The organism is Robinsoniella sp. RHS, from assembly GCF_001029355.1.
Classification (GTDB): Bacteria; Bacillota; Clostridia; order Lachnospirales; family Lachnospiraceae; genus Robinsoniella; species Robinsoniella peoriensis.
In genome coordinates, this window is record NZ_JNGB01000102.1 from 1 (window position 1) to 26,586 (window position 26,586).

Sequence of the window (26,586 nt, forward strand, 5' to 3'; positions counted from 1 at the left end):
GGTTTAGCATCTCCGGATAAGATCAGAGAGTGGTCCAGAAGGAGAAGTTAAAAAACCAGAAACGATTAATTATAGAACCCTGAAACCAGAAAAAGACGGATTATTCTGCGAGCGTATTTTCGGTCCCAGCAAGGACTGGGAGTGCCACTGCGGTAAATATAAGAAAATCCGTTATAAAGGTGTAGTCTGCGACCGATGCGGCGTAGAAGTAACCAAAGCCAGCGTTCGTAGAGAACGTATGGGACACATTGAGCTTGCAGCTCCTGTTTCCCATATCTGGTATTTTAAGGGAATCCCTTCCAGAATGGGATTAATTCTGGATCTGTCTCCCAGAGTATTGGAAAAAGTATTGTACTTTGCCAATTATATTGTGTTGGATAAAGGAACTACAGATTTACAGTACAAACAGGTTCTGACAGAAAAAGAGTTCCAGGAAGCGAAAGAAAAATGGGGAAACACTTTCCGTGTAGGCATGGGAGCAGAATCCATTAAGGAACTGTTAGAAGCCATTGACATGGAGAAGGAATCCGTTGAATTAAAAAGAGGACTGAAGGATTCTACCGGTCAGAAAAGAGCCAGAATCATTAAAAGACTGGAAGTTGTAGAAGCTTTCCGTGGCTCAGGAAACAGACCGGAGTGGATGATCATGACAGTTGTTCCTGTTATTCCGCCGGATTTACGTCCTATGGTTCAGCTGGATGGCGGACGTTTTGCCACATCTGACCTGAATGACTTATATAGAAGAATCATCAACCGTAATAACCGTCTGAAAAGACTTTTGGAATTAGGTGCACCTGATATTATCGTTCGTAATGAAAAGCGTATGCTTCAGGAAGCGGTAGATGCTTTAATTGATAATGGACGTCGTGGACGTCCGGTAACAGGACCGGGTAACAGAGCCCTTAAATCCTTATCAGACATGTTAAAGGGTAAATCCGGACGTTTCCGTCAGAACTTACTTGGAAAACGTGTTGACTATTCAGGACGTTCTGTTATCGTTGTTGGACCGGAACTTAAGATTTACCAGTGCGGTCTGCCAAAAGAAATGGCAATTGAATTATTCAAACCTTTCGTTATGAAAGAATTAGTAGCAAATGGTACTTCTCACAATATTAAGAATGCGAAGAAGATGGTAGAAAGACTTCAGCCGGAAGTCTGGGATGTTCTGGAAGAAGTTATCAAAGAACACCCGGTTATGTTAAACCGTGCCCCCACACTTCACAGACTTGGTATTCAGGCATTTGAGCCTATATTGGTAGAAGGTAAGGCGATCAAGCTTCATCCATTGGTATGTACAGCGTTTAATGCTGACTTCGATGGTGACCAGATGGCTGTCCATCTTCCATTGTCTGTGGAAGCACAGGCAGAATGCCGTTTCTTACTGTTGTCTCCAAACAACCTGTTAAAACCTTCCGATGGTGGTCCCGTTGCCGTACCTTCACAGGATATGGTCCTTGGTATCTACTATCTGACACAGGAGAGACCAGGTGCACTTGGAGAAGGCAAAGTATTTAAAAGCGTAAACGAAGCAATCCTTGCTTATGAAAATAAGGCTTTGACATTACAGACCAGAATTACGGTTCGTATGACAAAGATCATGCCGGATGGAAGCAGGCTTACTGGAAATGTAGAATCTACGTTGGGACGTTTCATCTTTAATGAAATTCTTCCTCAGGATTTAGGTTTTGTAAACCGTGATATTCCGGAAAATGCACTGAAGCTGGAAGTAGATTTCCACGTAGGTAAAAAAGGATTAAAACAGATTCTGGAGAAAATCATCAATACTCACGGAGCAACCAAGACTGCAGAAGCACTTGATGATATCAAGGCTATGGGTTACAAGTACTCTACCAGGGCAGCGATGACCGTATCCATTTCCGATATGACAGTACCTCCTGAAAAACCGCAGCTGATTCAGCAGGCACAGGATACTGTAGATAGAATTACAAAGAACTTCAAACGTGGTCTGATCACGGAAGAAGAGCGTTATAAAGAAGTTGTGGAAACATGGAAGAACACCGATGATATTCTGACCAAGGCGCTGTTAGACGGTCTTGATAAGTACAATAACATCTATATGATGGCTGACTCAGGAGCCCGTGGTTCTGACAAGCAGATTAAACAGCTTGCCGGTATGCGTGGTTTGATGGCGGATACAACCGGTCATACAATCGAGCTGCCTATCAAGTCAAATTTCCGTGAAGGACTTGACGTATTGGAGTACTTTATGTCTGCACATGGTGCTCGTAAAGGTCTGTCTGATACTGCTCTTCGTACAGCCGATTCCGGATACCTGACCAGACGTCTGGTTGACGTTTCCCAGGACTTGATTATCCGTGAAGTTGACTGTTGTGAAGGAAAAGAAATTCCGGGTATGTATGTAAAAGCATTCATGGACGGAAAAGAAGAAATTGAAAGCCTGCAGGAGAGAATTACAGGTAGATTTGCCTGCGAAACTCTTACAAATAAAGATGGTGAAGTTCTCGTAAAAGCAAACCATATGATTACCCCAAGACGTGCGGCACGTATCATGAACGAAGGTGTGGATGCAAATGGAAAACCATTTGACAAGATTAAGATCCGTACGATACTGACATGTAAATCACATATCGGTGTATGTGCGAAATGTTATGGATCCAACCTTGCAACAGGCGAAGCAGTTCAGGTAGGTGAATCCGTAGGTATTATTGCAGCTCAGTCTATCGGAGAACCTGGAACACAGCTTACCATGCGTACGTTCCATACCGGTGGTGTGGCCGGCGGCGATATTACACAGGGTCTTCCCCGTGTCGAGGAGCTTTTTGAGGCAAGAAAGCCAAAAGGTCTTGCTATTATTACAGAAATTCCTGGTATTGCAAACATTAAGGATACCAAGAAAAAACGCGAGATTATTGTGACAAACGATGAAAGCGGTGAAGCTAAGACATATCTGATTCCTTATGGATCCAGAATCAAGGTACAGGACGGTGCATTATTGGAAGCCGGTGATGAGTTGACAGAAGGTAGCGTAAATCCACATGATATCCTGAAGATCAAAGGTGTTCGTGCTGTACAGGATTACATGATTCAGGAAGTTCAGCGTGTTTACCGTTTACAGGGTGTTGAGATCAATGATAAGCATATCGAAGTTATTGTTCGTCAGATGCTGAAGAAGATCAGAATTGAGGATAATGGTGATTCTGAATTACTGCCTGGTACACTGGTAGATATTCTTGACTTTGAAGATGTAAATGATGCATTAGTAGAAGAAGGCAAGATGCCTGCAGACGGAAAACAGGTAATGCTTGGTATAACAAAAGCATCTCTTGCAACCAACTCCTTCTTATCAGCAGCATCTTTCCAGGAAACGACGAAGGTACTGACAGAAGCAGCAATCAAAGGTAAGATTGATCCGCTTATCGGATTAAAAGAAAATGTTATAATCGGTAAATTAATTCCGGCCGGAACAGGCATGAAGAGATACCGTAATGTAAAACTGGATACAGATTATACACTGGATCAGGTTTATGAGGATGAAGATTTTGATGATGATGACGATCTGGATCTGGGCCTTGATTTATCAGATGATTTAGATCTGGATGATCTGGGTGAAGAAGATTTGGTATCTGCTACAGAAGAATAAGTAATTATGGCATGTTATGGTGTGAACTATAGCATGCCATTTTTCTAAGGGAGAGGTTTTGGATATGAAGGATGAAAGATCGCTTAATATTGACTTGGCAAGGATATTCGCAATAGTGGGTGTGACCTATTATCACATATGGAAGCGAATGCGCAGACCGGAATATATTGTAGGGATATTTAACCTGGATGGTTTTGCAAAATGGGGTGTCATTGGTGTAGTAATTATGTTTGTGATTTCGGGATATTGTATGGTAGGCAGTTATCAGAGGTTAGAGGGGTTACCTACCGGTAAAAGATTAAAAAGTTTTTATTTAACAAGATTTCTTCGGATCGCACCGGCGTATTATATATCTATATTAATCTGCTGTATTTTCATGGCAAATAATTTGAAACCACAGCCATATGAATTTAAGGATGTGGTAGCACATTTATTATTTGTTCATGCATTTAGCATGGAAACAGTTGCAAAAATAAAAGGTTTTTACTGGTATATCAGCGTTCAGATGATCTTTTACTTAATGGTACCTTTTATTTTTTTAGTTTGCAAAAAAGCTGTTTTATGGCTGAAGCTTTCAGCGACAGCAAAAAAAGTAGCTGCGATATTAGCATGTATACTTCTCTTCCCCTTAACCTGGATTACTTTTTTTAGTAATATGGAATACATAGCGATGCTGCCATGCTTCTTAGTTGGGATGCTGGCTGCATATTTAAAAGGAGTCAAGGTTCCAAGGGTTATTGGCATTTTATTGTTTTTAGGCGGAATAGGAATGATGTTCATAAAATCTAATCCCTTTTTAACTTACGATGCATATAAGTCGATATCTGGCGTAGCAATTGCTCTTGGGTTTTTGTGGATGCCAAAAATAAACGTTAAAAATTCATTGCGTACGATAATAATTGCGCTTTCTGCAGCCTCTTATTCAATATATTTGTACCAGTTTGCGTTTTTTGCCTTTATTCCTAAAAAGGGCGGAGAGTTTGTGATGACGCTTTTTGTGGTCTTTACAGTGGCGGTGGGGTTACTGATGTATTTGTGCGTGGAGTATCCGTTATCTAATTTACATCGTAAAAATAAATGACCATATAAGAGAACCTTTATTGCGATTTATGATTTATGGAGAATAGATATGGGTTCAATAAGAGTACTCACAAATGAACAATATCGATCAATCATGGAGGAATGCAGACACAGTGGTCCATCTGAACAGTAGAAAGGACGTTCCCGTGAGGAAAAGCCAAAGCAGGATATTGTAAAGCAGGAGTTTGGTCTGAAGAAGCCAGCTGCGGCCATTGCGGAACCGCACTCTCTTTATACCGAATCTGATCCGGATAAGAATTTCGCACATCATGGTTTTTGATGGCTGATGAACCCGGAATTTAGGTATAAAAAGAGAAAGAACGGAAGACTGAAACATTTCTAGTAAAATTCTAGGGTTATCTTGCCTGTGGTGGATACCAGGTTGACAATATCCTTCCCAAAATCAAACATTTTTCCTGTTGGTTTTTTACAAGGCTGTATGATTATGAGAGGACTTCAAAAGAGATGGAACTTACCTTGACTGGATCAACAGAAACCTCACAAAGGTTCGCGCTTTGAAAAAGCAGTTGGATTTTGCCGAAAACCCCAGAATCTATCTTGAAACTTAAAGACGGCTGATGTAGCTTTTCTAATAACCTTAATTATGCACAAGCTATTTTTATCCGCATCTTTTGGAAAAAGCTACGTAAGAGCTGTGTTATTTAAAAAAAGATGAGGATAACATATTTGTTTTTATGTCATAATGAAATCACTAACAATCAGTAAATCAGCGTCTGGCTGCTATAAAAGCCTATCTTTGGTATGTAGTAAATTGTGATGTTACTTACCAACAGATAGTACTTACTTGCTGTGTCACATGTTCCTTTTTGAGATACCGCTTTGGAAAAATACCTTCAATATATTAATAAATATATGAAAGACTACCCTATAGGTGAGGACGGAAATCTATTCTTGAATAAGAATGGCTATAAGCTGACCTGCTCGGGCGTACGTACACGTATCGATACCATTGCAGAATATCTACAAATATTTGAACTATTTTCTTAAGCGCATAGACTAAACTATAAGATGTCTGATGACCAGCTCGAACAGCTTGCCACATGGAGCAAAGAGGTGACAGATAGCTGCAACAATATAATATAATTATTTTAGAACATAGAATTAATTTGCGCTTATGTATTGATAATTAATGATTGTGAATTATATGAAAAATGACATTTTTTATTCTAGTAGCTATGTTTAGAGAGCCTACATTAATATTTATGTAACCAGCGATAAATCTAAAGAGCTTATTTCTAATAAACTCTATGAAAGAGCAACATATAAATATTAAAATGACTATAAAAAATAATAACAATGGAAAATACCATTTTTCAGTGTACAGAGTAGGGTTTATTGATCCCCATAAAAGTGACCGTATATAATTATTGTCATGAATTAAATATATGCCAAAACATAAGGGAGATACATATAGTATTTTTTTACTCAAAAAATCATCCTTGATATTTAAAAATAAAATAAAAATCAGTACTGATGAACATAATACAAAAAAAGAATTATATTGATATATCTTATCAATTAATTTTGTGAGAGAATCAGTGCTAGATATCTTCATAATAGTGTATTTAGAACAAATCTCAAGTGTGAATTTACTTATTGGTACAAGAGCAGAAAAAATTATATATAGTATGATATAAGCTCTTGGTCGAAAATTTGCATGATAATACCTTTTAATATATGCAGCAATTAGATACAAAACTAAAAACCATACTATTCCAGTACCGCCGCCAAAATTTAACCCTTGTGAATAGAACATTATACTTGGATGAATGGAAAATAAAGCAACCGAAACAAAAATACAGTATAGATGTTGTTTACTGTTCATATTATTTATTAATATATTTATAAAAGGGCTTAGTATATACATGCCTATATATACGGTAAAAAACCAGTATTCACCGGAAAGAGTTGGTGTAAATGCTTTTAGTAGATTCAAGGGGCTAAATTGAATGTATCCTAATATGCATAATATAATGTATATAAATATTGAATAAAAAAATACTTGTAATATTAAATTAAATAACTTTTTTAATTTGAAATGTGAATCCACAAGAAAATAACCACTTATTAATATATAGCAATTTACAGATATATAACATATTCCTTCTAAAGTCCATGCAAAGTAGTAAGATGGTGTGTAGGGGGGCACAGTAGATAATATATTACCATGTCCAAGAAAATGAAGTGTTATTATCATCAGCATAGATATAACTCTTAGAAGTTCAAGATTTATTTGTTTTTGGCTTTTTGATTTCATATTAGAATTCTACCTTACTTTAAATTATATTTGTCATTTAGTGTCTATAAACGCCTTATCTTTATACATAACTGTTATTTGATATAATATTTAGTTATGTACTTAGTTACTCTAACCAAATAATCCATTTTCTAAAACTCAAATTTTGTATTAAAATTACTTTCAATAAAATATGGATATATTTTCTATATAATAACATTATATCAAACAATTTGAAATAGAAAAAGCAAAAATAGGAAAAGTAAAATAATTGACATAGAGATGTGAAATCTTGTGATTATATTATGTATTCCACAGGAGCTCTAATTTCCGTGATCTGCATATGCGTAGCAGCGATTGGGAAGAGGGGAGCACCGTTTGCGGTTTTGCTGGCATTGGCTATGGTAATTGGTGCAGCCCTCAGCACCTTTAACGGATTGTTTATCACAAAATTGAAGATTCCTGCAATTGTAGCCGCTCTGGCGACTACCCACATTTTCCAGGGAATTCTTCCACTTACGTCAGAGGGATCCATCTCCGGTACAGATGCCAACCAGACAGCATGGGAATCAGCAATTGATGAACTGTTAAAAACAGACGACTACAGTTTTATTAAAATATGTATATTATCCAGAGTCGAAACTACGGCAAACAGTAAGTATGCACGCTGATCAGCCATATAGGGAAAGGGGAAGACCAGATACAGGCAGCTATTATATTGTCATCTATGTCCAAGCTGGCTCTGGGGGCCAGTATCAGTCCGCGTCCAGTAAAATGGATCCATCCAAAATTACATTGACCGGACTTGGGACACCAAATGCCGGCTTGCATAATAGCCCATCTGAGATAAGCGAAGCCGCATTTCACCATAGGAGTGTATGAAGTATTGTATTTTCCAGACTGATATGTTGAAGGTTCCATGCCAGCAAATGCAAGAAGCTTATAAGGAGAAGAAAAGTTATTGATATCTCCTATCCCAGCAAGAATAATTGCAGAAATTGTATAGCTTTGAACTATTAATCGGTTAGTTTGCTGTAATACAAATGTTAATGAACGATTAGAAGAACCAATTGAAGTCGATGCTAATTCAAGAAGCTGCAAAGCTTTTTCTTTATGGTATTTGATGCAGCTACTGTGGACAATTACGATTATTAATAAAAAGCGTGTATTAAAAGGCCTATAGATAGGGCGGTAAGCTCTGTTTATAGGCCTTTTTTTCCACACTCCCCTATATCTCTTGGAATAGATATGGTGTATAATAAAGGGAAAAATAAGAACATGACCTAAAAAGGCGGAAGGGAGTAATATGATTTACAAAGAAATAAACGTACAGGTAGCGTATGAGAAGGCAGGTGCCGTACATGGAAAATACCAGCCCAGATTAATCGGGTATATGCATAGTGACAGTGAGGAACTGAAAGTGTCCGGGAAAAGGGCAGCAGTCATTATCTGTCCGGGAGGCGCTTATCAATTTAAATCTGACCGGGAGGCAGAACCGGTGGCAATGAGGTTTATGGCAGCAGGTATGCAGGCATTTGTGCTGCAATATAGTGTTGCACCATCCAGATACCCATGTGCTGTGCTGGAACTGGCAATATCTGTAGCGATGGTACGGGAGTATGCCAAAGAGTGGGGCATTGATCCGGAAAAAATTTTTATCTGCGGATTTTCTGCCGGCGGGCATTTATGTGCTTCTTTAGGTACGTTATGGAAGGATGAAATCTTTGAGCAGGTTTTTGGAACCGGAAACTTCAGTTACAAGCCATCCGGCATGATTTTATGCTATCCGGTCATAACCATGGGCGAATTTACTCATAAGGAGTCATGTACGAATCTGACAGGACCAGACGGTTCCCCCGAAGTGAGGGAAAAGCTGTCCCTGGAAAAACAGGTCACAGCCGATACATTGCCTACCTTTATATGGCATACCCAGGAAGATGATGCGGTTCCGGCAGAGAACACCTTATTATTTACTTGTGCTCTGCGCAAATACAGAGTACCTTTTGAACTGCATATATATGAAAGAGGTGGGCATGGATTATCCCTGTGCGATGAGACCACTTCCAGAAACCAGGATCAGATCTTACCGGATAATGCCGGATGGATTGAACATGCCATAAGATGGCTGAAACGGGTTTGATTTAAATCAGAGTGTAAGTATGAATGAAAATCGAATTCAAACTGCCGATTTGGGAATAGCACAGGCCAGCTTGCGCCGCTATTCAGGGGTATAATTATGATAAAACAGAAAATCAGTACAAAGCTTTCTTTGACCTATACGGTTTTGAAGACTTTATTTATTGGGATTGCTGCGGTTATTTTCTATAAATACAACCAATACAATATCCATCAGGAGCAACATTGGGCAGATCGCAGTAAAGGTGATGGCACAGGTTGACAGCCGCCTTACGACCATGGATCAGACGACGAATGATGTATTGTCGGATAATCATTTTCTGGATTTATGGAATCAGACTCTGGTTTCTTCAGGAGAAGAAGTGGGAAAAGAAATACGCAAGCTTTTGACAAGAGCATACACCAATAAATCAGAAATACGCAGGGGGTTGCTATTTATGGAAAAGACGGAACCTTTTACAGCACCGGGAAGACAGATGTTAAGAAAGAAGATGTAAGGCAGCGGATACAGATGATAGAAAACCAGTATCCAATGAAGCAGTTGAACAGCCGGGTGTATTTAAAGCCGCATCTGGATTATTGGGATAAGAGCGTGAAGTGCTAGTGGGGTCAGAAATAAAGCCGGTTAAGGACAGAAACACAGACATAATCGGTTATATGGAAGTTCAGCAAAATGCTTTTTATATGGAAAAAATCTGCAATGTGAAATGTAATGGCAAAGGCTTAAAGGTCATGGTGTTTATGGAAGAAACGGATGAGCTTTTCTATATGAACCTTCCTGATAGCAAAAGAAATGACACCTATATGGAACAGATAAAGGATTTTATAAGGCAGTATTCAAAGATGAAAGAAGATAACCACTCTTTGTATTCCATGGCATCATCTAACTATTATGCCTGTAAAACCGTGATTATACTGGATAAAAATATCCTGAATGAATCCTTGAACAAAATGTTTGGGCGATTGTTGCCATTACCTGTGTAATAAAAATCGTATTGCTGAAAGAGCATGGGGTAAATAATGTTTTTGTGGATACGGATGGAGACTTTACCATTATGATCCCGCATTTTTTAGAAGCAGGGGTGGATGGATTTCTTCCCATGGATGTGAATGCCGGAATGGATATAGTTAAAGTGAGAGAGCAGTTTCCCAGGCTGAAATTTATCGGCGGATTCAATAAGCTTATGATTGCCGAAGGAAAAGAAGCAATAGACCGGGAATTTGACAGAATCCTTCCGGTGATACGGGGTGGTGGTTATATAGTGGGCTCTGATCATCAGGTGGCACCATCTACATCTCTTAAAGATTATCAATATTATATACAGAAATTAAAGGAGGTAATGAAGCAGGCTGGAAGGGATGTAAGATAAGAAGCAGTTCTGTCTCAGTTTGAAAATACGGAGATTAAATAGAAAAAGCCAACGCAGTTTATAATCATATACTGCATTGGCTTTTATTATTTCCGGTTAAAAAGAGACTGGATTTTAGATACGATATCCACGTCATCATCATCGTCCGGCCGCTGTGAATGTTTTTTCGCTGCGCTGTAATCATCTTCTGGATCGCTGTCATCAGAAGTTTCATATTGCTGGTGCCGGTCATAATACTGTGTCTGGTCTTCAAAATAATCAGCGGAATGGTAATTTGCATAGTCCTGGTCGGAACTGCAGTTGTTAAAATCCTGTTGCTGACCTCCAAAATTTTGTTGAGGACCGCTGCCGAAAGGCTGGCTGTTAAAATCCTGTTGAGGACTGCCGCCGAAAGGCTGCCCGTTAAAATTCTGCTGAGGACCGCCGCTGTAAGGCTGCCCGTTAAAATTCTGCTGAGGACCGCCACTGTAAGGCTGTCCGTTAAAATTCTGCTGAGGACCATCGCTGTAAGGCTGTCCGTTAAAATTCTGCTGAGGACCATCGCTGTAAGGCTGTCTGTTAAAATTCTGCTGAGGACCATCGCTGTAAGGCTGCCCGTTAAAATTCTGCTGAGGACCATCGCTGTAAGGCTGTCTGTTAAAATTCTGCTGAGGACCATCGCTGTAAGGCTGCCCGTTAAAATTCTGGGGGTTATTTCCATAATAGGGTTGCTGATGATTATAATTTTGATAACCCGGATCCTGACTGTAAGGTGTATGGCCATCGTAACCGGTATATTGCTGGTCATAGGAATAACTGTTGTCTTTGCTGTTTTTCTGCGCTTTTCTAAATGTTCTTGATTTAGATGCAGATTTTGGGATATCATTATAATAAGCATGTTCTTCCTTATAATGGTATTCCGGTGCGTTGGCTGTGTAATTTTTGAACTTATGGTTTTTGTGTTTTACTTTTGTGATTCTTTTTACCTTTGTTTTTTTCTTTCTCGGCTTAAAGATCGTCATTCGTCCGGTCCATCCCACCATCCGGACGAGTACAATACCGAAAAAGACTCCAACACTGTCAATCCCGACATCCCGAAGGGAAGGAGAGCGGCCTCCCACGAAAGATTGGTGGTATTCATCTCCCAGGGCAAAACCGACGCATAGGATGCCGGCTACAAGCATAAGCCAGATACCGTGCAGTCCGTACACATATAATGGAAAGGATACTGCCACAGCGAGAGCAAAATATTCGGTCATATGTGCTAATTTACGTGTGATAAAGTTGATTTTATTGGCCCATTCTTCTATTTGCCACTGTTCCAGATTGGCGTCGAAGATATAATCTCCTGCTTCTACAATTTTACAGCTGACTTTAAAACTCAGCTGTCCGGAAACATCTCCGCTTTGGCTGGAAAAATTAAAAATAAGGCACATTAAAAGTATAGCTGGTATAAATGATAATGGTTTTAATAATTTCCTCATAATATATCGCCTCCGATTTGCGCCTATCATAGCATTCCTGACGTTTGTTGTCTACCGGCTTAAGAAAATTATAAGGTATTTTGGGCAAAAAAACTTTGAAAAATACTGGAAAGTGCTTGACATTAGAAATGCATGTGGATATAATAAATCAGTGTGCGTGAATTTTAATCTAATTTCATGCATCATAAAATAAAATTAAAACAGCAACCACATGTACAGAAAGAAAAAAATTATGTTTTTGTACAAATAAAACAGGAGGTGAAAGGAATGCCAACATTTAACCAGTTAGTAAGAAAAGGTCGTCAGACATCTGAGAAAAAATCAACTGCACCTGCTCTGCAAAAAGGATTTAACTCCTTAAAGAAAAAGAGTACGGACGTATCCGCACCACAAAAAAGAGGTGTATGTACAGCAGTTAAGACAGCTACACCTAAGAAACCTAACTCAGCTCTTAGAAAGATCGCCAGAGTTCGTTTATCTAACGGAATCGAAGTAACAAGCTACATCCCAGGTGAAGGACATAACCTTCAGGAGCATAGCGTTGTTCTGATCCGTGGCGGTAGAGTAAAAGACTTACCAGGTACAAGATATCACATCGTTCGTGGTACACTTGATACAGCAGGCGTTGCAAAGAGAAGACAGGCTCGTTCTAAATACGGAGCTAAGAGACCGAAAGACGCTAAAAAATAATTCGTAACAATTAAATTATAAATTATTCGTATCACAAACAGAACTACAAACAAAAATTGTGCCGGATTTCTTATTCACCCGTGGTTGCAGGTTAATATAGAAGCTTTCGTGCACGAAACACAAGTAGAACGACACATGTGAGTACCGATGAATTAATCAAGCAGTCTTAGCTGACTGCGATAATAATTAAGGAGGGAAGTACCGTGCCACGTAAAGGACATACTCAAAAAAGAGACGTATTAGCAGATCCATTATACAACAACAAAGTGGTTACAAAGCTTATCAATAACATTATGTTAGATGGTAAGAGAGGTGTAGCTCAGAAAATAGTATATGGAGCATTTGACAAAATGGCTGAGAAATCAGATAAGCCAGCAGTCGAAGTATTTGAAGAAGCTATGAACAACATCATGCCTGTACTCGAAGTAAAGGCAAGACGTATTGGTGGAGCAACATACCAGGTACCTATCGAAGTTAGACCAGATAGACGCCAGGCTTTAGCTCTTCGTTGGATCACATTGTATTCTCGTAAAAGAGGAGAAAAAACAATGGTAGACAGATTAGCAAATGAGCTTTTAGATGCATCAAACAATACAGGCGCATCCGTTAAGAAAAAAGAAGACATGCACAAAATGGCAGAAGCAAACAAAGCATTTGCTCACTATCGTTTCTAATTATATAAAAAATATAAATGAGCGGTGCCGGCCTGTATTGGCCGGCTTGTGACAAAGCGGAAAGCTTTAAATTATTTAGGAGGAAATAACCTTGGCTGGAAGAGAATATCCATTAGAGAGAACCAGAAATATTGGTATTATGGCTCATATCGATGCTGGTAAAACAACATTGACAGAGCGTATCCTGTATTACACTGGTGTAAACTATAAAATCGGTGATACTCATGAAGGTACTGCAACCATGGACTGGATGGAGCAGGAACAGGAAAGAGGTATCACAATTACTTCAGCCGCTACAACATGTCACTGGACATTGCAGGAAAACTGCGAAACAAAACCAGGTGCTTTAGAGCATCGTATCAATATCATTGATACTCCAGGACACGTTGACTTTACAGTAGAGGTTGAACGTTCCCTACGTGTACTCGACGGTGCTGTCGGTGTATTCTGTGCTAAGGGCGGTGTTGAACCTCAATCTGAAAATGTATGGCGTCAGGCTGACACTTATAATGTACCTCGTATGGCATTCATCAATAAGATGGATATCATGGGTGCAGATTTCTACGGTGCAGTAGAACAAATTAAAAACAGATTAGGTAAAAATGCAATCTGTCTTCAGCTTCCAATCGGAAAAGAAGATGATTTCAAGGGAATCATTGACTTATTCGAAATGCAGGCTTATATCTACAATGATGAAAAAGGTGAAGACATTTCCATCACTGAGATTCCGGAAGACATGAAAGATGATGCTGAATTATATCGTACAGAATTAGTAGAAAAAATCTGCGAGTTAGATGACGATTTAATGATGGAATACCTGGAAGGTGAAGAACCATCCGTAGAAGCATTAAAGGCTGCTCTGAGAAAGGGTACCTGCGAATGTACTGCTATTCCTGTTTGCTGTGGTACAGCTTACAGAAATAAAGGTGTTCAGAAGCTGTTAAATGCAATTCTTGAATTTATGCCGGCTCCTACTGATATCGCTTCTATTGAAGGAACAGATATGGAAGGAAATCCGATCGTAAGACATTCATCTGATGATGAACCGTTTGCAGCATTAGCATTCAAGATCATGGCTGACCCATTTGTTGGTAAGCTGGCATTCTTCAGAGTTTACTCTGGATCTATGAACTCAGGTTCTTATGTATTAAATGCAACAAAAGGCAAAAAGGAACGTGTTGGACGTATCCTTCAGATGCACGCTAATAAGAGAGCAGAACTTGATAAAGTTTATGCAGGAGATATCGCAGCAGCTGTAGGCTTTAAGTTTACAACAACTGGTGATACAATCTGTGACGAACAGCATCCGGTTATTCTGGAATCCATGGAATTCCCAGAACCAGTTATCGAATTAGCAATCGAGCCTAAAACAAAAGCTGGTCAGGGCAAGATGGGTGAAGCTTTAGCAAAACTTGCAGAAGAAGATCCTACTTTCCGTGCACATACAGATCATGAAACAGGACAGACAATTATCGCAGGTATGGGCGAACTTCATCTTGAAATTATCGTAGACAGACTTCTTCGTGAATTCAAGGTTGAGGCAAATGTAGGTGCACCTCAGGTTGCTTACAAAGAAACCTTTACAAAACCTGTTGATGTTGACAGCAAATATGCAAAACAGTCCGGTGGACGTGGTCAGTACGGTCATTGTAAAGTTAGATTTACACCAATGGATCCAAATGGCGAAGAAACATTCAAATATGAATCCAGTGTTGTTGGTGGTGCTATTCCGAAGGAATATATCCCAGCAGTTGGTCAGGGTATCGAAGAAGCATCAAAAGCAGGTATTCTTGGCGGCTTCCCAGTACTTGGTGTTAATGCAAACGTATATGATGGTTCTTACCATGAAGTCGATTCAAGTGAAATGGCATTCCATATCGCCGGATCTATGGCATTCAAGGATGCTATGAGAAAAGGTGATGCGGTATTATTAGAGCCAATCATGAAAGTGGAAGTTACTATGCCTGAAGATTATATGGGTGATGTTATCGGTGATATCAACTCCCGTCGTGGTCGTATCGAAGGTATGGAAGATATCGGTGGTGGTAAGCTTGTAAGAGGTTATGTTCCGCTGGCTGAAATGTTTGGTTACTCTACAGACTTACGTTCCAAAACACAGGGACGTGGTAACTACTCTATGTTCTTTGAAAAATATGAGCAGGTTCCGAAGTCTGTACAGGAAAAAGTATTAAGTGCTAAGTCCAAGTAAGTAATTATATCGTTATTTTAAAAAATTAGGCTTGAAAATATCTTTGATTTGAAATATAATCAAAGATAGCCTAATGAAATAAAAAACCAAAAAGAAAGCCTGATACAGGCGCATATTATAAGGAGGACATTCAAAATGGCTAAAGCTAAATTTGAAAGAAACAAACCACATGCTAATATTGGTACCATTGGACACGTTGACCATGGTAAAACAACTTTAACAGCTGCAATTACAAAAACTCTGAGCGAAAGAGTTGCAGGTAACGCAGCAGTTGATTTCGAGAATATTGATAAAGCTCCAGAAGAAAGAGAACGTGGTATCACAATCTCTACAGCTCACGTTGAGTACGAAACAGATAAGAGACATTACGCACACGTTGACTGCCCAGGACATGCTGACTATGTAAAGAACATGATCACAGGTGCTGCTCAGATGGATGGTGCTATCCTTGTTGTTGCAGCTACTGATGGTGTTATGGCTCAGACAAAAGAGCATATCTTACTTTCCCGTCAGGTAGGTGTTCCTTACATCGTAGTATTCATGAATAAATGTGATATGGTTGATGATGAAGAATTACTTGAATTAGTTGATATGGAAATCCGTGAATTATTAAGCGAATATGAATTCCCAGGCGATGATACACCAATCATCCAGGGTTCTGCTTTAAAAGCTCTTGAAGATCCAAGCAGCGCTTGGGGAGACAAGATCATGGAACTTATGGACGCAGTTGACAGCTGGATCCCAGATCCTCAGCGTGCTACAGATCAGCCATTCTTAATGCCAGTCGAAGACGTATTCTCTATCACAGGCCGTGGTACAGTTGCTACAGGTAGAGTAGAACGTGGTATTCTTCATGTATCTGAAGAAGTTGAAATCGTTGGTATCAAAGAAGAAACAAGAAAAGTTGTTGTTACAGGAATCGAAATGTTCCGTAAACTTCTTGACGAAGCTCAGGCTGGTGATAACATCGGTGCGTTACTTCGTGGTGTTCAGAGAACAGAAATCGAAAGAGGACAGGTTCTTTCTAAACCAGGTACAGTTACATGCCATACAAAATTTACAGCACAGGTTTACGTATTGACAAAAGATGAAGGTGGACGTCATACTCCTTTCTTCAACAACTACAGACCTCAGTTCTACTTCCGTACAACTGACGTTACTGGTGTTATCAACCTTCCAGAAGGCACAGAAATGTGCATGCCTGGCGATAACGTAGAAATGTCAATCGAATTGATCCACCCAATCGCTATGGAGCAGGGTCTTACTTTCGCTATTCGTGAAGGTGGACGTACAGTTGGATCAGGCCGTGTTGCTACAATCGTTAAATAATTAAAACAATTTAAATAGATACATTAGTCCAAGCGTAAGATGAGGACTGCCACATTAATTACATTATTGTGGTAGTCCTTTTTCTGTTGTACTGGCTATTGGTTATTATTATCTATAGATCCCGATATAGCTATTGTGACTTTTGACCCTAGGAAAAAAGCAAAAAGTGTGTTATAATAGGATAGTAACTTGCTGCTGCGGTATTCAAAGCATTGGCTATTGGAGTAGTTCTTCCACGAGGGAAGTAAAGAAAGTAAGGTGCTTATATTGTTCAAAATTAATGAAAGTGTAGTTTATGAGGGAAGAGGCGTATATAATATTGAAAAAATTGATATGCTGGATTTCCTTAACACAAATGAGATGTACTATATTTTAAAACCTGTTTGTAATGATGGTGGTACCATTTATATCAAAACAAACAATGACAAGGTATCCATGAGAAAAGTCATAACAAAAGAAAAAGCCGAGAAGTACCTTGATGATTTACCAAAAATGACGGGTATTTATGACGAGAATGATAGAGTAAGAGACAAAGAATATCAGAGTGTACTGAAGTCATGTGAATGTGGAAAATGTTTTGGCATGTTAAAAGGGATTATGCATGCACAGAAAAACAGACAGGAAAGTGGAAAAAAGCTGAGTATAAGTGATGACAAAAATCTTCAGAGGGTAGAGCATTTACTTTTTTCAGAACTTGCAGTAGTTTTTGACACAACAGTTGAGAGAATAGAAGCACAAATTGCAAAGCTATTACAGGTTGCCTAGTTAATAGCTGTGAAATAGAATGAGATCCGCTGCAGGGTCTCTTTTTTTTGTCAGAAAACAGCATAAAAGCAGTGACTGAAGTCCATGTGAGTTAAACTTCTTACCTTCTTACAATGTGATACAGCGTCATACAGCCTCATACAGGTGAGTAATATAGTTCACAAATGTAAAATATAGTATATAAATGCAATATATAGTTGACATATATTCATTAATGGTAGTATACTAGACTAAGAAAAAGGTGGTGGGATATGAAAAACTTGAAATTAAAAATTGCGAGGATGGAAAAAAATCTTTCGCAAGTACAGTTAGCAGAGATGACAGGTGTTACCCGGCAGACGATTGGTATGATCGAAGCCGGTGATTTCAACCCATCACTCAAACTTTGCATTTCTATATGCAAAGCTTTAGGTAAGACACTAAACGATTTATTCTGGGAGGAGGAATGGCTATGAGAGAAAATAACCTGGATGAAAGAGAGAAACAGAAATTAGCGGAAATAGGAAAACGTAGTTTCTGGTTTATGGTAGTTATCTGCCTGGTAGTAATAATTGTGCAGGATTTTATTTTGGAATCTGATTCAGGAAGTACTCTGGGGGAAACGGTTATATTACTGGCAGGTATTATCGTGTATCAGGTTGGGTGCATCCGGGAAGGCATCTGGGATGGTTCCAATGCACTAAGAGGATGGAAGGGTAGTTTATTTTATGGGTTTGCCGGTTCAGGAATATTCAGCCTGGCTTTTTGGGCAATACTGATTTGCAGTAAGGGCGAAAAGAACTTCAGTATAGAGAAAAGAGTTGGAACCGCATTTATTATCTTATTTTTACTCATATTTTGCTTTACCTGGGTTTTTGATCATTTTGTGAGAAAAAAACAGGAGAAAAATGAAAGCAAGTATCTGGATTAGTACTCCGGGAAGGTTAGAAAATGCCAGTTCTGCGGTAAGCCCTCCAAACGCCTGCCATGGTTCGCCCCTACGCTTTCCGAGCACTACATCTATCTGCAAAGCGTCGCCTACTCAGCTAACACCATTTTTAAGATAAAATTGTTCGATCTAGAGCGTAAAAAGCGTAATCTTTGTAGCAGAAGATTATGCTTTTTTTACGTAAGCAAAAAATCTTATATATTTTTGCAATCATTCTCTGGATTGTATTGAAATTAGAATGGGGGTGGAATATGATGTACTTATCGAATGGAAGAGGTGATGGAATGGAAAGAATATTAATGATAGAAGATGATATAGACCTTATGGAAGGTGTGGTATTTTATTTGGAGTGCGAGGGATATAGTCTGGATAGGGCTGTCTGTAAAAAGGAAGCAAAAGAGAAAATAGATAAGGAGAATTACTCTCTGCTTATCATGGATTGTAATCTTCCGGATGGAAATGGTTTTGAATTGTGCAGGGAGGTGAGGGAGTACAGTCAGATTCCTATTCTTATGCTGACAGCCAGGGATACGGAGATGGATGAAATCAAAGCCTTAGAATTAGGGGTAGATGATTTTATGACAAAACCATTTTCCTTGTCTGTTCTGAAGGCCAGGATAAAGAACTTGTGTAGAAGAAGAGAGAATGCATCTATTATAAACTCCAATGGAGTCACGATTGATAAGGGTAGGGGAAAGGTATTTAAGGAGAATGAGGAGATTTCGCTCAGCACAGTGGAGTATAAGCTTTTGGTATATTTTGTGGAGAATAAGGAGCAGATTTTATCCAAAGAGCAGATATTGAATTGGGTCTGGGATCAGGATGGTAAATATGTGGATGAGAATATTGTTTCCGTAAATATCAGAAGACTGCGAATGAAGATTGAAAAAGATTCTTCTAATCCCCAATCTATTAAAACGGTGCATGGGATGGGGTACATTTGGAGAGAGAAAAAATGATTGCATATGTATTATTTGTGATTTGCATAGTTCTTCTTGGAATGCTGTGCTATTACTACAGGAAGAAATATCTGAAACTGTATTTTAATATTGATAAGATGCTGGATGAATTGCTTAGTGAAAGAGCTGTCTCTCAATCAGATTTAAAAGAGGGAGAAGCATCGGCTCTAGCTGGAAAGATGATGCGTGTTCAGGAAAAACTGAATCTTGAAATATGCCAGGCAAAAGAGGAAAAAGAAAGTGTAAAGAGCCTCATTTCTAATATGTCTCATCAATTAAGAACACCCTTGTCTAATGTTATGATGTATCAGGAACTTTTAGAAAATCAGACATTGGATCCAGAAAAAAGATCTGTTTTTCAAAGAAAGTTAAAAGAACAGACGGAAAAAATAAATTGGATTTTACAATCTTTGTTTAAAATGGTTCGGCTGGAGGAGGGGGTAATTCAATTTGATGCGGAACCTCATCCAGTCAAAGAAACTTTAAGAAAGGCGATTAATTCTGTATATGAGAAAGCCGTTTCCAAAGAAATTGAAATTATTACCCGGCAATTTGATGAAATTTCCCTGGTTCATAATGTGAAGTGGACGGCGGAGGCGCTGGAGAATATTTTGGAGAATGCCGTGAAATATTCTCCCAGGGGAAGCCGGATTGAGATTTCAATAAAACAATTTGAAATGTACAGCCAGATTAGAATTAGTGATCAGGGAATTGGTATTCATGAAAAAGAATTTAACCATATCTTTAAACGCTTTTATCGAAGCAGGGAGGTACAGGAACTGGAAGGTTCGGGCATAGGGCTATACCTTGCTAAATTGATTCTGGAAAAACAGAAAGGATATATAACAATTGAATCTAAGCCGGGGGAGGGCAGCTCTTTTTTGGTGTTCTTACAAAATTGTAAGAACTGAGAATTTGTTTGTAGCAGCTATGAAAGGCTTGCCTGCTACAATAAAGAAAAAATGGAAAAGAGGCGGTTCGATGAAGATATTAGAAATAAGGGACATAGTTAAAGTATATGGCAGCGGTGAGAATTCGGTTCAGGCTTTGCACCATGTCAGTTTTTCGATTGAGCAGGGAGAATTTGTCGCTTTGGTGGGCACTTCCGGTTCCGGTAAGAGTACATTATTAAATTTAATTGGAGGACTTGACAATCCTTCCGATGGAGAGATCATCATTCGAAACCACAATATAGCGGCATTGAAGAAAAAAGAGTTAACAATCTTCAGGAGGAGAAATATAGGATTTATTTTTCAAAATTACAGCCTGATGCCGGTTTTAAATGTTTATGATAATGTGGCACTTCCAGTGACTTTTGATAAGGGGAAGCGCATTGACCATGTATATATCGGGGAACTGCTGCATGAATTGGGATTGTGGGAAAAAAGAGATAAATATCCCAATGAACTTTCAGGAGGACAGCAGCAGCGTGTTGCGATTGCCAGAGCCCTTGCAAATAAACCGGCAATTATCCTGGCGGATGAACCAACCGGAAATCTGGATTCCCGGACAACCATGGAGGTAATCGGTCTATTAAAAAACAGCAGTCAGAAATTCCATCAGACAATCATGATGGTTACTCATAACGAGGTGATTGCACAAATCTGTGACAGGATTATCCATATAGAAGATGGTGGAATTGTGGGAGAAGGCGGTGATATAGAATGAAAGCCAGTTATAAATTCTCAGTACGATACATCAAATTTTATAAAAGGCAGACATTGGCCATTCTCTTCAGTATCGTGATTTCAGTTGCTCTGATGACAGGGATCAGTTCACTTGTATACAGTGGAGAAAGAAGTAATCTGGAGAAAGACCGGACAGTTTACGGGGATTATCATTATTACATTAAGGCAGATTCAGACTTAATCCAGGAGATTCGGAGTAAAAAGAAGGGGGAGGAGTATAGAATCACCCGGCTTGGGGTATTTGAAAAGAAAAAGGTTATTCAGGAACCTTATATTTTTTCTTTCATCTACGCGGATGGAGAATATTTCTCCATTATTAAAAGGAAATTATTAAAGGGAGATTACCCGGCAAAACCGGGAGAGGTTATGCTGGATGAGTATACCATGCAAAATTTAAATATCAGCAATGAAATTGGTAGAAAAGTCATTCTGGATGGTAAAGAATACACCTTATGCGGAGTGGTTTCAAACCGATGGGCAACAGCAGTTGGCGGGATGGAAGGATTTGTAAGCAAAGACACAAAGGGGGATGGGGGAAAGCAATTTCTTTATATTAAGTTTGATGAGGAAAAAGACTTAAAGAGACAAAGAAAAGCATTTCAGAAAGAGTTTCATGTTCCGGATGGGGGAATGATGGTAAATGATGCAGTTGTTTCTTTTTTTGGAGATGGGCAGCCTTCCGGTTTTTGGAAGCTGATGACTACTCCAGGTTCTAATTTCACTACGGCATTAATGTACGCACAGGAAGAATTTAATCTGACTGTTAATGGGGTAATTATAATATTGTGCATCTTCAGCTCTTTTATTATATATAGTATTTTTCACGTGTCTATTATGAAGAGGACTTCCCAATATGGAATCATGGAGGCCCTGGGAATTGGGGATAAAGATATTTTCCGTTTGCTGTTTATGGAACTTGGGCTGTTGTTTGCAATGGGATATCCAATTGGAAGTATCATCGGAAATGGAATTATCGGATTGTCTTATTCAAAATTTTCCAATGTGTTCGCAGATGCAGATGCGGTTTCCAAACATTTTTATATAAGCTATAAGGCGGTTATTCTGGGGGCGGTATTTTTAGGAATCCTGTTGTTCCTGATCAGCTTTATCAGTGTAAGAAGGTTACACAGGCTGTCTGTGGTTGATGTTATGAAAAACAGTAATCATAGTAAGAGAAGAAACAGAAAAAGTTACAGTACGAATACAGTGCAAATGACAGACGTGATTTCTAAAAAGTTTATGTTTGCAAGAAAAGGAACGTTTATCAGCATTTTGTTTTCCCTGTCTCTTGGTGGTATCATTTTTTTATGTACAACATATGTAACGGTAAATACCAGACATAATAATGAATTATCACTAAAGGCAGATGACGGGCTGGGATCGGATTATCAGATCTTTCTGGAGACTTCATCACTTCAGGATACAATACCTGAAAAGAGTGTATCAAATATAAAAAAAGTACCGGGAGTAGAATCGGCCCATCCGGTAAACTATTTTCTGGGCGAGCTTGAAATTGCCCGGGATACATTACAATGGAAAAACTTTTTTCCGGAAATAGCCAATGATCCGAACTATTTGCCGGACCCCAGAACTATGGAATATTTTAATGGGATCTGTACTGAGAGGCCGGATGGAGGATACGGAATTAAGAGCAATATTTATGGATACGATTCGCGAATGCTGGCGGGACTGGAATCATATCTTCTGGAGGGAAGGATAAATCCCCTGAAAATGCAAGAAGATAATTCAGTAATTCTGCGTACGCTCATGGATGGACAGGGCTATTATGATGGGTTGCTTATCCATCCCGGTGATACGATAACCGTTAAAGTGCCAAAAAGTCCGGATGTTCCGGAAGAGGCGGTGAAATTCGGAGATCAGGAGGACTGGTTTCTAGAAAAGAAATTCGTGGTATCGGCAGTTGTAAGTCGGGCAATGGCAAATAATCCGTATTTCATAGGGAATAGTGGGTTAGATTTGATTATGACCAACCGTCAGATGGAGGAAAACTTTGGTATATCCGGTTACAACATAATCAGTGTAAAAAAAGGGACGGGGGATAGCAAAGAGATTGTAAAAGGAATCAAAGATCAGATCTATAATTTACCAAGATGCCTGATCAAAGACTATACAGCTGAAATAAAATTGCAAAACAGTTATCTGGAACAAAAAATGATATTCTTTTATGGGATAGCTGTGATCCTGTTAATGATCAGCTTAATGCATATTATGAATAGCATGAGCCATCTGGTTCTGTCCAGAAGGCATGAGTTTGGAATACTAAGAGCAATGGGAATTACAGACAGCGGATTTTTAATAATGATGTTAAAAGAAGGGCTGCTTTATGGTGTTTTTGCAAGCCTGCTGACTGTTCTGGTGTATTTAGGACTGGAGAGACTTTTGCTTTATTTACTTACCCATGTTTATTTATATATCAATCCTAATCAAAGGACAAATATTTGGATAATAGGAGGAATTATAATACTGAACCTGATAATTAGTGTTGGTGCAGTGTTTATCCCGGTGAAGCAGGTACTGGGGGATTCCATTATTGAAGAAATTAACAGAGAATAATTATTAATGGAAACAGGGGCTTGATAAAATCAATTTTTTGGATATACTTATAGTAAGACTGAAACAGCGGACAGTGGCAGAAAGAAGAGTGTGACAATGCGGATTGGATTTATATCGGACCTTCATATTGATTTTAACAGGCAGTTTGATTTCCTTAAGATTTTGCCTGAAGTGATAGCGGACAAGGGGCTGGATGTGGTTGTTTTTCTGGGGGATACATCTACGGGAGCCCAAGATGCACTCAGATTTTATGATAATATAGCGGATAGGACCAGGGCACAGGTGCGAATTGTTCCGGGAAATCATGACATGTATGTGGAGAATCTGAGAAGAAAAAACAGCGCTCAGATTAACAAAGAATCCAGTGCCTTTCATGACAGTATACTATTTCACAGAAAGTATTCCCTGATGGAAAATCCCATTGTAACAAAGCAATGGTACATTACGGGGATCTGCGGCTGGTTTGATTACAGCTTTGGAAGGAAGCATTCAGGGGATAATCCCAGGAAGGCGGCGAATAATCTAATATCCCGATATCTCTGGCCGGATCAGAAGGTAATCCATGGGGGTGTGATAGATTATGAACGGGATGTCAGGCTGGTAATGAAGGATATCAGACTGCTTCAGAAGTCCTTCCAAAAGGAAGCCGCCAAGGGGAAAAAGCGCTGTGTTGTCATGCACATGCTGCCAACCAGTGATCTTATCCGTTCTTATCCAATTCCCTTTTATGGTAAATTTATCAATCAGCTGGGTAGTGAAAGATACCGGTATTTTTTTGAAAAGAATGATGTTTCCTTAAGCATCAGCGGTCATTCCCATATGCCAATGAAGATCGTAAAAAACGGCATCCGGTATGTCAATGTTTCACTGGGCTATACATTCCAATGGACGAATCCGGCAGATGCTTATGGGGAAATATCGAAGATCATATATATATTGGAAGATTAAGAAACATAATCAAAGACCAGAAGAATAGCGTTAAAGAAAATCGAACGATCCGAAACAACGGTTAATAAATCAGAAAGGATACCCAATAAATGTATAAGATTCCAACCATGTTATTATGTGATATAGCTTATTTTTTTGCGAAGGTTTTTCGTTTTAGAAGAAGGAAACATTTTTAGATATCCAACACAGGCAGAAGAAAGTGCAGGTATGAGGTATGATATGAATTTTCGATTCATAATTTTACTTTTTGGAATATTTGGGAGCGAGTTTATCTGGGGTAGACATCATAGAAAGAGGAAAGATTATGCTATGGAATAGTATTCAGAGTGTTTTGTCACTATTGATTATGATTGGAATCGGATGGGTAATTGCTGGCAGGGCATGGTTTGGAAAGACCGGAATGGATGTTTGTTCTAAATTCTGTGTCAAAATAGCCATACCCTGCTATATGTTTTATAACGTCCTTACAACCTGTAAAGACCGGGAAGAATTATTACGGATTGTAACAAAGCTTCCCATACCGGTCATGGTGATTCTGGTATGCCTGGGAATCAGTGTCCTTTTAGCTGGGCTTTTTCGGGTAAGTGCAAGCCGCAGAGGGGTGTTCATTAATGCAGTGACCTTTTCTAACACAACCATTGTAGGTTTTCCGGTAATTATAGCATTGATGGGAGAAAAGGCGCTTTCAGATGCTATGGTGTATTATATGGCGAATACCACATTGTTCTGGACGCTTGGAACCTGGCTGCTGCGCAGGGATTCCGGTGAGAAGACAAAGTACGGTTGGAAAAAGGAAATAAAAAATATCTTTTCGCCTCCCCTTGTGGGGTTTCTGCTGGGGGTGGCCGTGGTGCTGTTAAAAATAAATCTGCCCGATTTTCTGATGAGTTCCATAAGCTATGTAAAACAGTCGACAACAGCACTGTCCATGGTATTCATTGGAAGTGTTATCCGTATGACTGATCGAAGGGAAATCCGGTTTTCCAGAGAGCTGGTTATGATACTGGCGGGACGTTTTATTATCGCGCCCGCGATTATGTTTGGACTGTGTCTCCTTCTGCCGATAGATTCCCAGCTTCAGCTTGTATTTTGTATTATGACAATCATGCCCGCCATGACCCAGCTTGGGATTATGGCGAAAGAAAGCGGAAGCGATTACTCTTTTGCTTCGGTTGTAATCACTGTAACGACTGTTTTAGCAATGGCAGCGATACCGCTTTATATGCAGATATTTGGAAGCGCATTCGGAGTATCGTAAGAGAAGCCAGGAAGTCAGATGTACAGGAAGGCAGGAAGCCGGGGAGCAGATGTACAGTAAGCCTTGTGGCCATGAATTTGGAGGCGCAGAGATGAACCAGATAAATTAAATCTGAGAAAGGTTGTTACATATATGGAATTTTATGAAATGAAAGAGTCAATGGTTTTAGAACTGGCAAATATGTTTATGAATGCGTTTAATGCACCTCCCTGGAATGATAAATGGACAGAAGAGACTGCAGGAAGAAGGATACGCCAGATGATTACCGGTGACAATGCTTATGGCATTGCCGGATATGTGGATGGAAAGCTTTGCGGTATGATCGTGGGGAGAGAAGAACAGTATTATGACTGCGTACACTTTGAAATCAAAGAGTTTTGCATGGATATTAGCATGAAAAACAAGGGATTGGGAAGTATTCTGTTAAAAGAGTTTGAGAACAGGCTGAAGGAAAAAGGCATAGATAAAATAATCCTCTGGACCAGCCGGGATCCACAGACGGAAGGATATTATCAAAAAAAGGATTATGAAACCAATGAATACCTGACGGTGATGGAAAAAATACTTTAGGACATGCTCGAAAGCACCATTATTGTGCAATTTATATCAAATAAAAAGATAGGGATTCTGATAAAA

The 26,586-nt window shown here is 39.2% G+C and carries 24 protein-coding genes and 1 pseudogene; 22 read left to right on the plus strand and 3 right to left on the minus strand.

The genetic code is table 11. The annotated features are described in order from the left end of the window. Together rpoC and RHS_RS23645 are read left to right on the plus strand one after the other, a co-directional pair. Positions 1-3,622, plus strand: a pseudogene (gene rpoC, locus RHS_RS23640) (DNA-directed RNA polymerase subunit beta'); the annotation flags it as partial. Positions 3,623-3,686: 64 nt separating this feature from the next. After that, complete coding sequence (locus RHS_RS23645) at positions 3,687-4,703, plus strand: acyltransferase (protein ID WP_047834546.1); 1,017 nt, start codon at positions 3,687-3,689, stop codon at positions 4,701-4,703. Between the two features lie 1,146 nt (positions 4,704-5,849). Here RHS_RS23645 and RHS_RS23650 read toward each other — a convergent pair. Next, complete coding sequence (locus RHS_RS23650) at positions 5,850-6,980, minus strand: acyltransferase (RefSeq protein WP_047834547.1); 1,131 nt, start codon at positions 6,978-6,980, stop codon at positions 5,850-5,852. Positions 6,981-7,291: 311 nt separating this feature from the next. Between RHS_RS23650 and RHS_RS23655 the strand changes: the two genes are divergently transcribed. Continuing rightward, positions 7,292-7,630, plus strand: a complete 339-nt coding sequence (locus tag RHS_RS23655) for a hypothetical protein (protein WP_047834548.1) — start codon at positions 7,292-7,294, stop codon at positions 7,628-7,630. Here RHS_RS23655 and RHS_RS31800 read toward each other — a convergent pair. Beyond that, on the minus strand, positions 7,602-8,183 hold the full coding sequence (locus RHS_RS31800; RefSeq protein WP_395023447.1) for a transposase: 582 nt from the start codon (positions 8,181-8,183) through the stop codon (positions 7,602-7,604). The genes RHS_RS23655 and RHS_RS31800 overlap by 29 nt on opposite strands. A gap of 82 nt (positions 8,184-8,265) precedes the next feature. Here RHS_RS31800 and RHS_RS23660 point away from each other — a divergent pair, with 82 nt between their 5' ends. The 5 genes from RHS_RS23660 to RHS_RS23675 all read left to right on the plus strand — a co-directional run bounded on the left by RHS_RS23660 (position 8,266) and on the right by RHS_RS23675 (position 10,465). Continuing rightward, positions 8,266-9,099 carry an alpha/beta hydrolase gene (locus RHS_RS23660; RefSeq protein WP_395023449.1) on the plus strand — a complete coding sequence of 278 codons (834 nt, stop codon included), beginning with the start codon at positions 8,266-8,268 and terminating at the stop codon, positions 9,097-9,099. Between the two features lie 96 nt (positions 9,100-9,195). After that, positions 9,196-9,357 carry a hypothetical protein gene (locus tag RHS_RS31805; RefSeq protein WP_395023451.1) on the plus strand — a complete coding sequence of 54 codons (162 nt, stop codon included), beginning with the start codon at positions 9,196-9,198 and terminating at the stop codon, positions 9,355-9,357. Beyond that, positions 9,344-9,592, plus strand: a complete 249-nt coding sequence (locus tag RHS_RS23665; protein WP_047834549.1) for a hypothetical protein — start codon at positions 9,344-9,346, stop codon at positions 9,590-9,592. Before RHS_RS31805 ends, RHS_RS23665 begins: the two co-directional genes overlap by 14 nt. Before the next feature lie 106 nt (positions 9,593-9,698). Beyond that, entirely contained in the window at positions 9,699-10,079 is a 381-nt protein-coding gene (locus tag RHS_RS23670) for a hypothetical protein (RefSeq protein ID WP_047834550.1), read from the plus strand. Between the two features lie 71 nt (positions 10,080-10,150). Further along, complete coding sequence (locus tag RHS_RS23675) at positions 10,151-10,465, plus strand: hypothetical protein (protein WP_395023454.1); 315 nt, start codon at positions 10,151-10,153, stop codon at positions 10,463-10,465. A gap of 86 nt (positions 10,466-10,551) precedes the next feature. Here RHS_RS23675 and RHS_RS31810 read toward each other — a convergent pair whose 3' ends face one another. Continuing rightward, complete coding sequence (locus tag RHS_RS31810; protein ID WP_395023455.1) at positions 10,552-11,928, minus strand: VanZ family protein; 1,377 nt, start codon at positions 11,926-11,928, stop codon at positions 10,552-10,554. A gap of 267 nt (positions 11,929-12,195) precedes the next feature. Here RHS_RS31810 and rpsL point away from each other — a divergent pair, with 267 nt between their 5' ends. The 14 genes from rpsL (at position 12,196) to RHS_RS23750 (ending at position 26,520) form a co-directional block, all read left to right on the plus strand. Then, positions 12,196-12,618: a 30S ribosomal protein S12 gene (gene rpsL / locus RHS_RS23685; RefSeq protein WP_027296125.1), complete on the plus strand. Its 423-nt coding sequence runs from the start codon at positions 12,196-12,198 to the stop codon at positions 12,616-12,618. Positions 12,619-12,821: 203 nt separating this feature from the next. Further along, positions 12,822-13,292 carry a 30S ribosomal protein S7 gene (gene rpsG, locus RHS_RS23690; RefSeq protein ID WP_027296126.1) on the plus strand — a complete coding sequence of 157 codons (471 nt, stop codon included), beginning with the start codon at positions 12,822-12,824 and terminating at the stop codon, positions 13,290-13,292. Between the two features lie 91 nt (positions 13,293-13,383). After that, entirely contained in the window at positions 13,384-15,501 is a 2,118-nt protein-coding gene (fusA, locus tag RHS_RS23695; protein WP_027296127.1) for an elongation factor G, read from the plus strand. A 135-nt stretch (positions 15,502-15,636) separates the two neighbouring features. Continuing rightward, entirely contained in the window at positions 15,637-16,830 is a 1,194-nt protein-coding gene (gene tuf, locus RHS_RS23700; protein WP_027296128.1) for an elongation factor Tu, read from the plus strand. Positions 16,831-17,097: 267 nt separating this feature from the next. Then, positions 17,098-17,595, plus strand: coding sequence for a CarD family transcriptional regulator (locus RHS_RS23705; RefSeq protein ID WP_044293770.1), 498 nt, complete (start codon positions 17,098-17,100; stop codon positions 17,593-17,595). A 251-nt stretch (positions 17,596-17,846) separates the two neighbouring features. Then, positions 17,847-18,050 (plus strand): helix-turn-helix transcriptional regulator, encoded by a 204-nt coding sequence (locus RHS_RS23710; RefSeq protein WP_027296130.1) that lies wholly within the window; start codon positions 17,847-17,849, stop codon positions 18,048-18,050. Then, positions 18,047-18,505: a DUF6773 family protein gene (locus RHS_RS23715; RefSeq protein WP_027296131.1), complete on the plus strand. Its 459-nt coding sequence runs from the start codon at positions 18,047-18,049 to the stop codon at positions 18,503-18,505. The genes RHS_RS23710 and RHS_RS23715 overlap by 4 nt, the downstream gene beginning before the upstream one ends. A 302-nt stretch (positions 18,506-18,807) precedes the next feature. Next, positions 18,808-19,482 carry a response regulator transcription factor gene (locus RHS_RS23720; RefSeq protein ID WP_027296132.1) on the plus strand — a complete coding sequence of 225 codons (675 nt, stop codon included), beginning with the start codon at positions 18,808-18,810 and terminating at the stop codon, positions 19,480-19,482. After that, positions 19,479-20,393 (plus strand): sensor histidine kinase KdpD, encoded by a 915-nt coding sequence (locus RHS_RS23725; RefSeq protein WP_044293773.1) that lies wholly within the window; start codon positions 19,479-19,481, stop codon positions 20,391-20,393. The genes RHS_RS23720 and RHS_RS23725 overlap by 4 nt, the downstream gene beginning before the upstream one ends. Positions 20,394-20,463: 70 nt before the next feature. Beyond that, on the plus strand, positions 20,464-21,150 hold the full coding sequence (locus tag RHS_RS23730) for an ATP-binding cassette domain-containing protein (protein ID WP_047834551.1): 687 nt from the start codon (positions 20,464-20,466) through the stop codon (positions 21,148-21,150). Continuing rightward, entirely contained in the window at positions 21,147-23,744 is a 2,598-nt protein-coding gene (locus RHS_RS23735; RefSeq protein WP_047834552.1) for an FtsX-like permease family protein, read from the plus strand. Before RHS_RS23730 ends, RHS_RS23735 begins: the two co-directional genes overlap by 4 nt. 96 nt (positions 23,745-23,840) lie before the next feature. Further along, complete coding sequence (locus RHS_RS23740) at positions 23,841-24,692, plus strand: metallophosphoesterase (protein WP_047834553.1); 852 nt, start codon at positions 23,841-23,843, stop codon at positions 24,690-24,692. A gap of 304 nt (positions 24,693-24,996) precedes the next feature. Continuing rightward, positions 24,997-25,950 carry an AEC family transporter gene (locus RHS_RS23745; protein ID WP_044293780.1) on the plus strand — a complete coding sequence of 318 codons (954 nt, stop codon included), beginning with the start codon at positions 24,997-24,999 and terminating at the stop codon, positions 25,948-25,950. Between the two features lie 132 nt (positions 25,951-26,082). Then, positions 26,083-26,520 carry a GNAT family N-acetyltransferase gene (locus RHS_RS23750; protein WP_027296138.1) on the plus strand — a complete coding sequence of 146 codons (438 nt, stop codon included), beginning with the start codon at positions 26,083-26,085 and terminating at the stop codon, positions 26,518-26,520. Positions 26,521-26,586 lie beyond the last annotated feature (66 nt).

Coding starts and splice junctions, on each gene's coding strand:
- RHS_RS23645 (WP_047834546.1), top strand. CDS start 3,687: ATGAAGGATGAAAGATCGCTTAATATTGACTTGGCAAGGATATTCGCA.
- RHS_RS23650 (WP_047834547.1), bottom strand. CDS start 6,980: ATGAAATCAAAAAGCCAAAAACAAATAAATCTTGAACTTCTAAGAGTT.
- RHS_RS23660 (WP_395023449.1), top strand. CDS start 8,266: ATGATTTACAAAGAAATAAACGTACAGGTAGCGTATGAGAAGGCAGGT.
- RHS_RS31805 (WP_395023451.1), top strand. CDS start 9,196: ATGATAAAACAGAAAATCAGTACAAAGCTTTCTTTGACCTATACGGTT.
- RHS_RS23665 (WP_047834549.1), top strand. CDS start 9,344: ATGGCACAGGTTGACAGCCGCCTTACGACCATGGATCAGACGACGAAT.
- RHS_RS23675 (WP_395023454.1), top strand. CDS start 10,151: ATGATCCCGCATTTTTTAGAAGCAGGGGTGGATGGATTTCTTCCCATG.
- RHS_RS31810 (WP_395023455.1), bottom strand. CDS start 11,928: ATGAGGAAATTATTAAAACCATTATCATTTATACCAGCTATACTTTTA.
- rpsL (WP_027296125.1), top strand. CDS start 12,196: ATGCCAACATTTAACCAGTTAGTAAGAAAAGGTCGTCAGACATCTGAG.
- tuf (WP_027296128.1), top strand. CDS start 15,637: ATGGCTAAAGCTAAATTTGAAAGAAACAAACCACATGCTAATATTGGT.
- RHS_RS23710 (WP_027296130.1), top strand. CDS start 17,847: ATGAAAAACTTGAAATTAAAAATTGCGAGGATGGAAAAAAATCTTTCG.
- RHS_RS23715 (WP_027296131.1), top strand. CDS start 18,047: ATGAGAGAAAATAACCTGGATGAAAGAGAGAAACAGAAATTAGCGGAA.
- RHS_RS23720 (WP_027296132.1), top strand. CDS start 18,808: ATGGAAAGAATATTAATGATAGAAGATGATATAGACCTTATGGAAGGT.
- RHS_RS23725 (WP_044293773.1), top strand. CDS start 19,479: ATGATTGCATATGTATTATTTGTGATTTGCATAGTTCTTCTTGGAATG.
- RHS_RS23730 (WP_047834551.1), top strand. CDS start 20,464: ATGAAGATATTAGAAATAAGGGACATAGTTAAAGTATATGGCAGCGGT.
- RHS_RS23735 (WP_047834552.1), top strand. CDS start 21,147: ATGAAAGCCAGTTATAAATTCTCAGTACGATACATCAAATTTTATAAA.
- RHS_RS23740 (WP_047834553.1), top strand. CDS start 23,841: ATGCGGATTGGATTTATATCGGACCTTCATATTGATTTTAACAGGCAG.
- RHS_RS23745 (WP_044293780.1), top strand. CDS start 24,997: ATGCTATGGAATAGTATTCAGAGTGTTTTGTCACTATTGATTATGATT.
- RHS_RS23750 (WP_027296138.1), top strand. CDS start 26,083: ATGGAATTTTATGAAATGAAAGAGTCAATGGTTTTAGAACTGGCAAAT.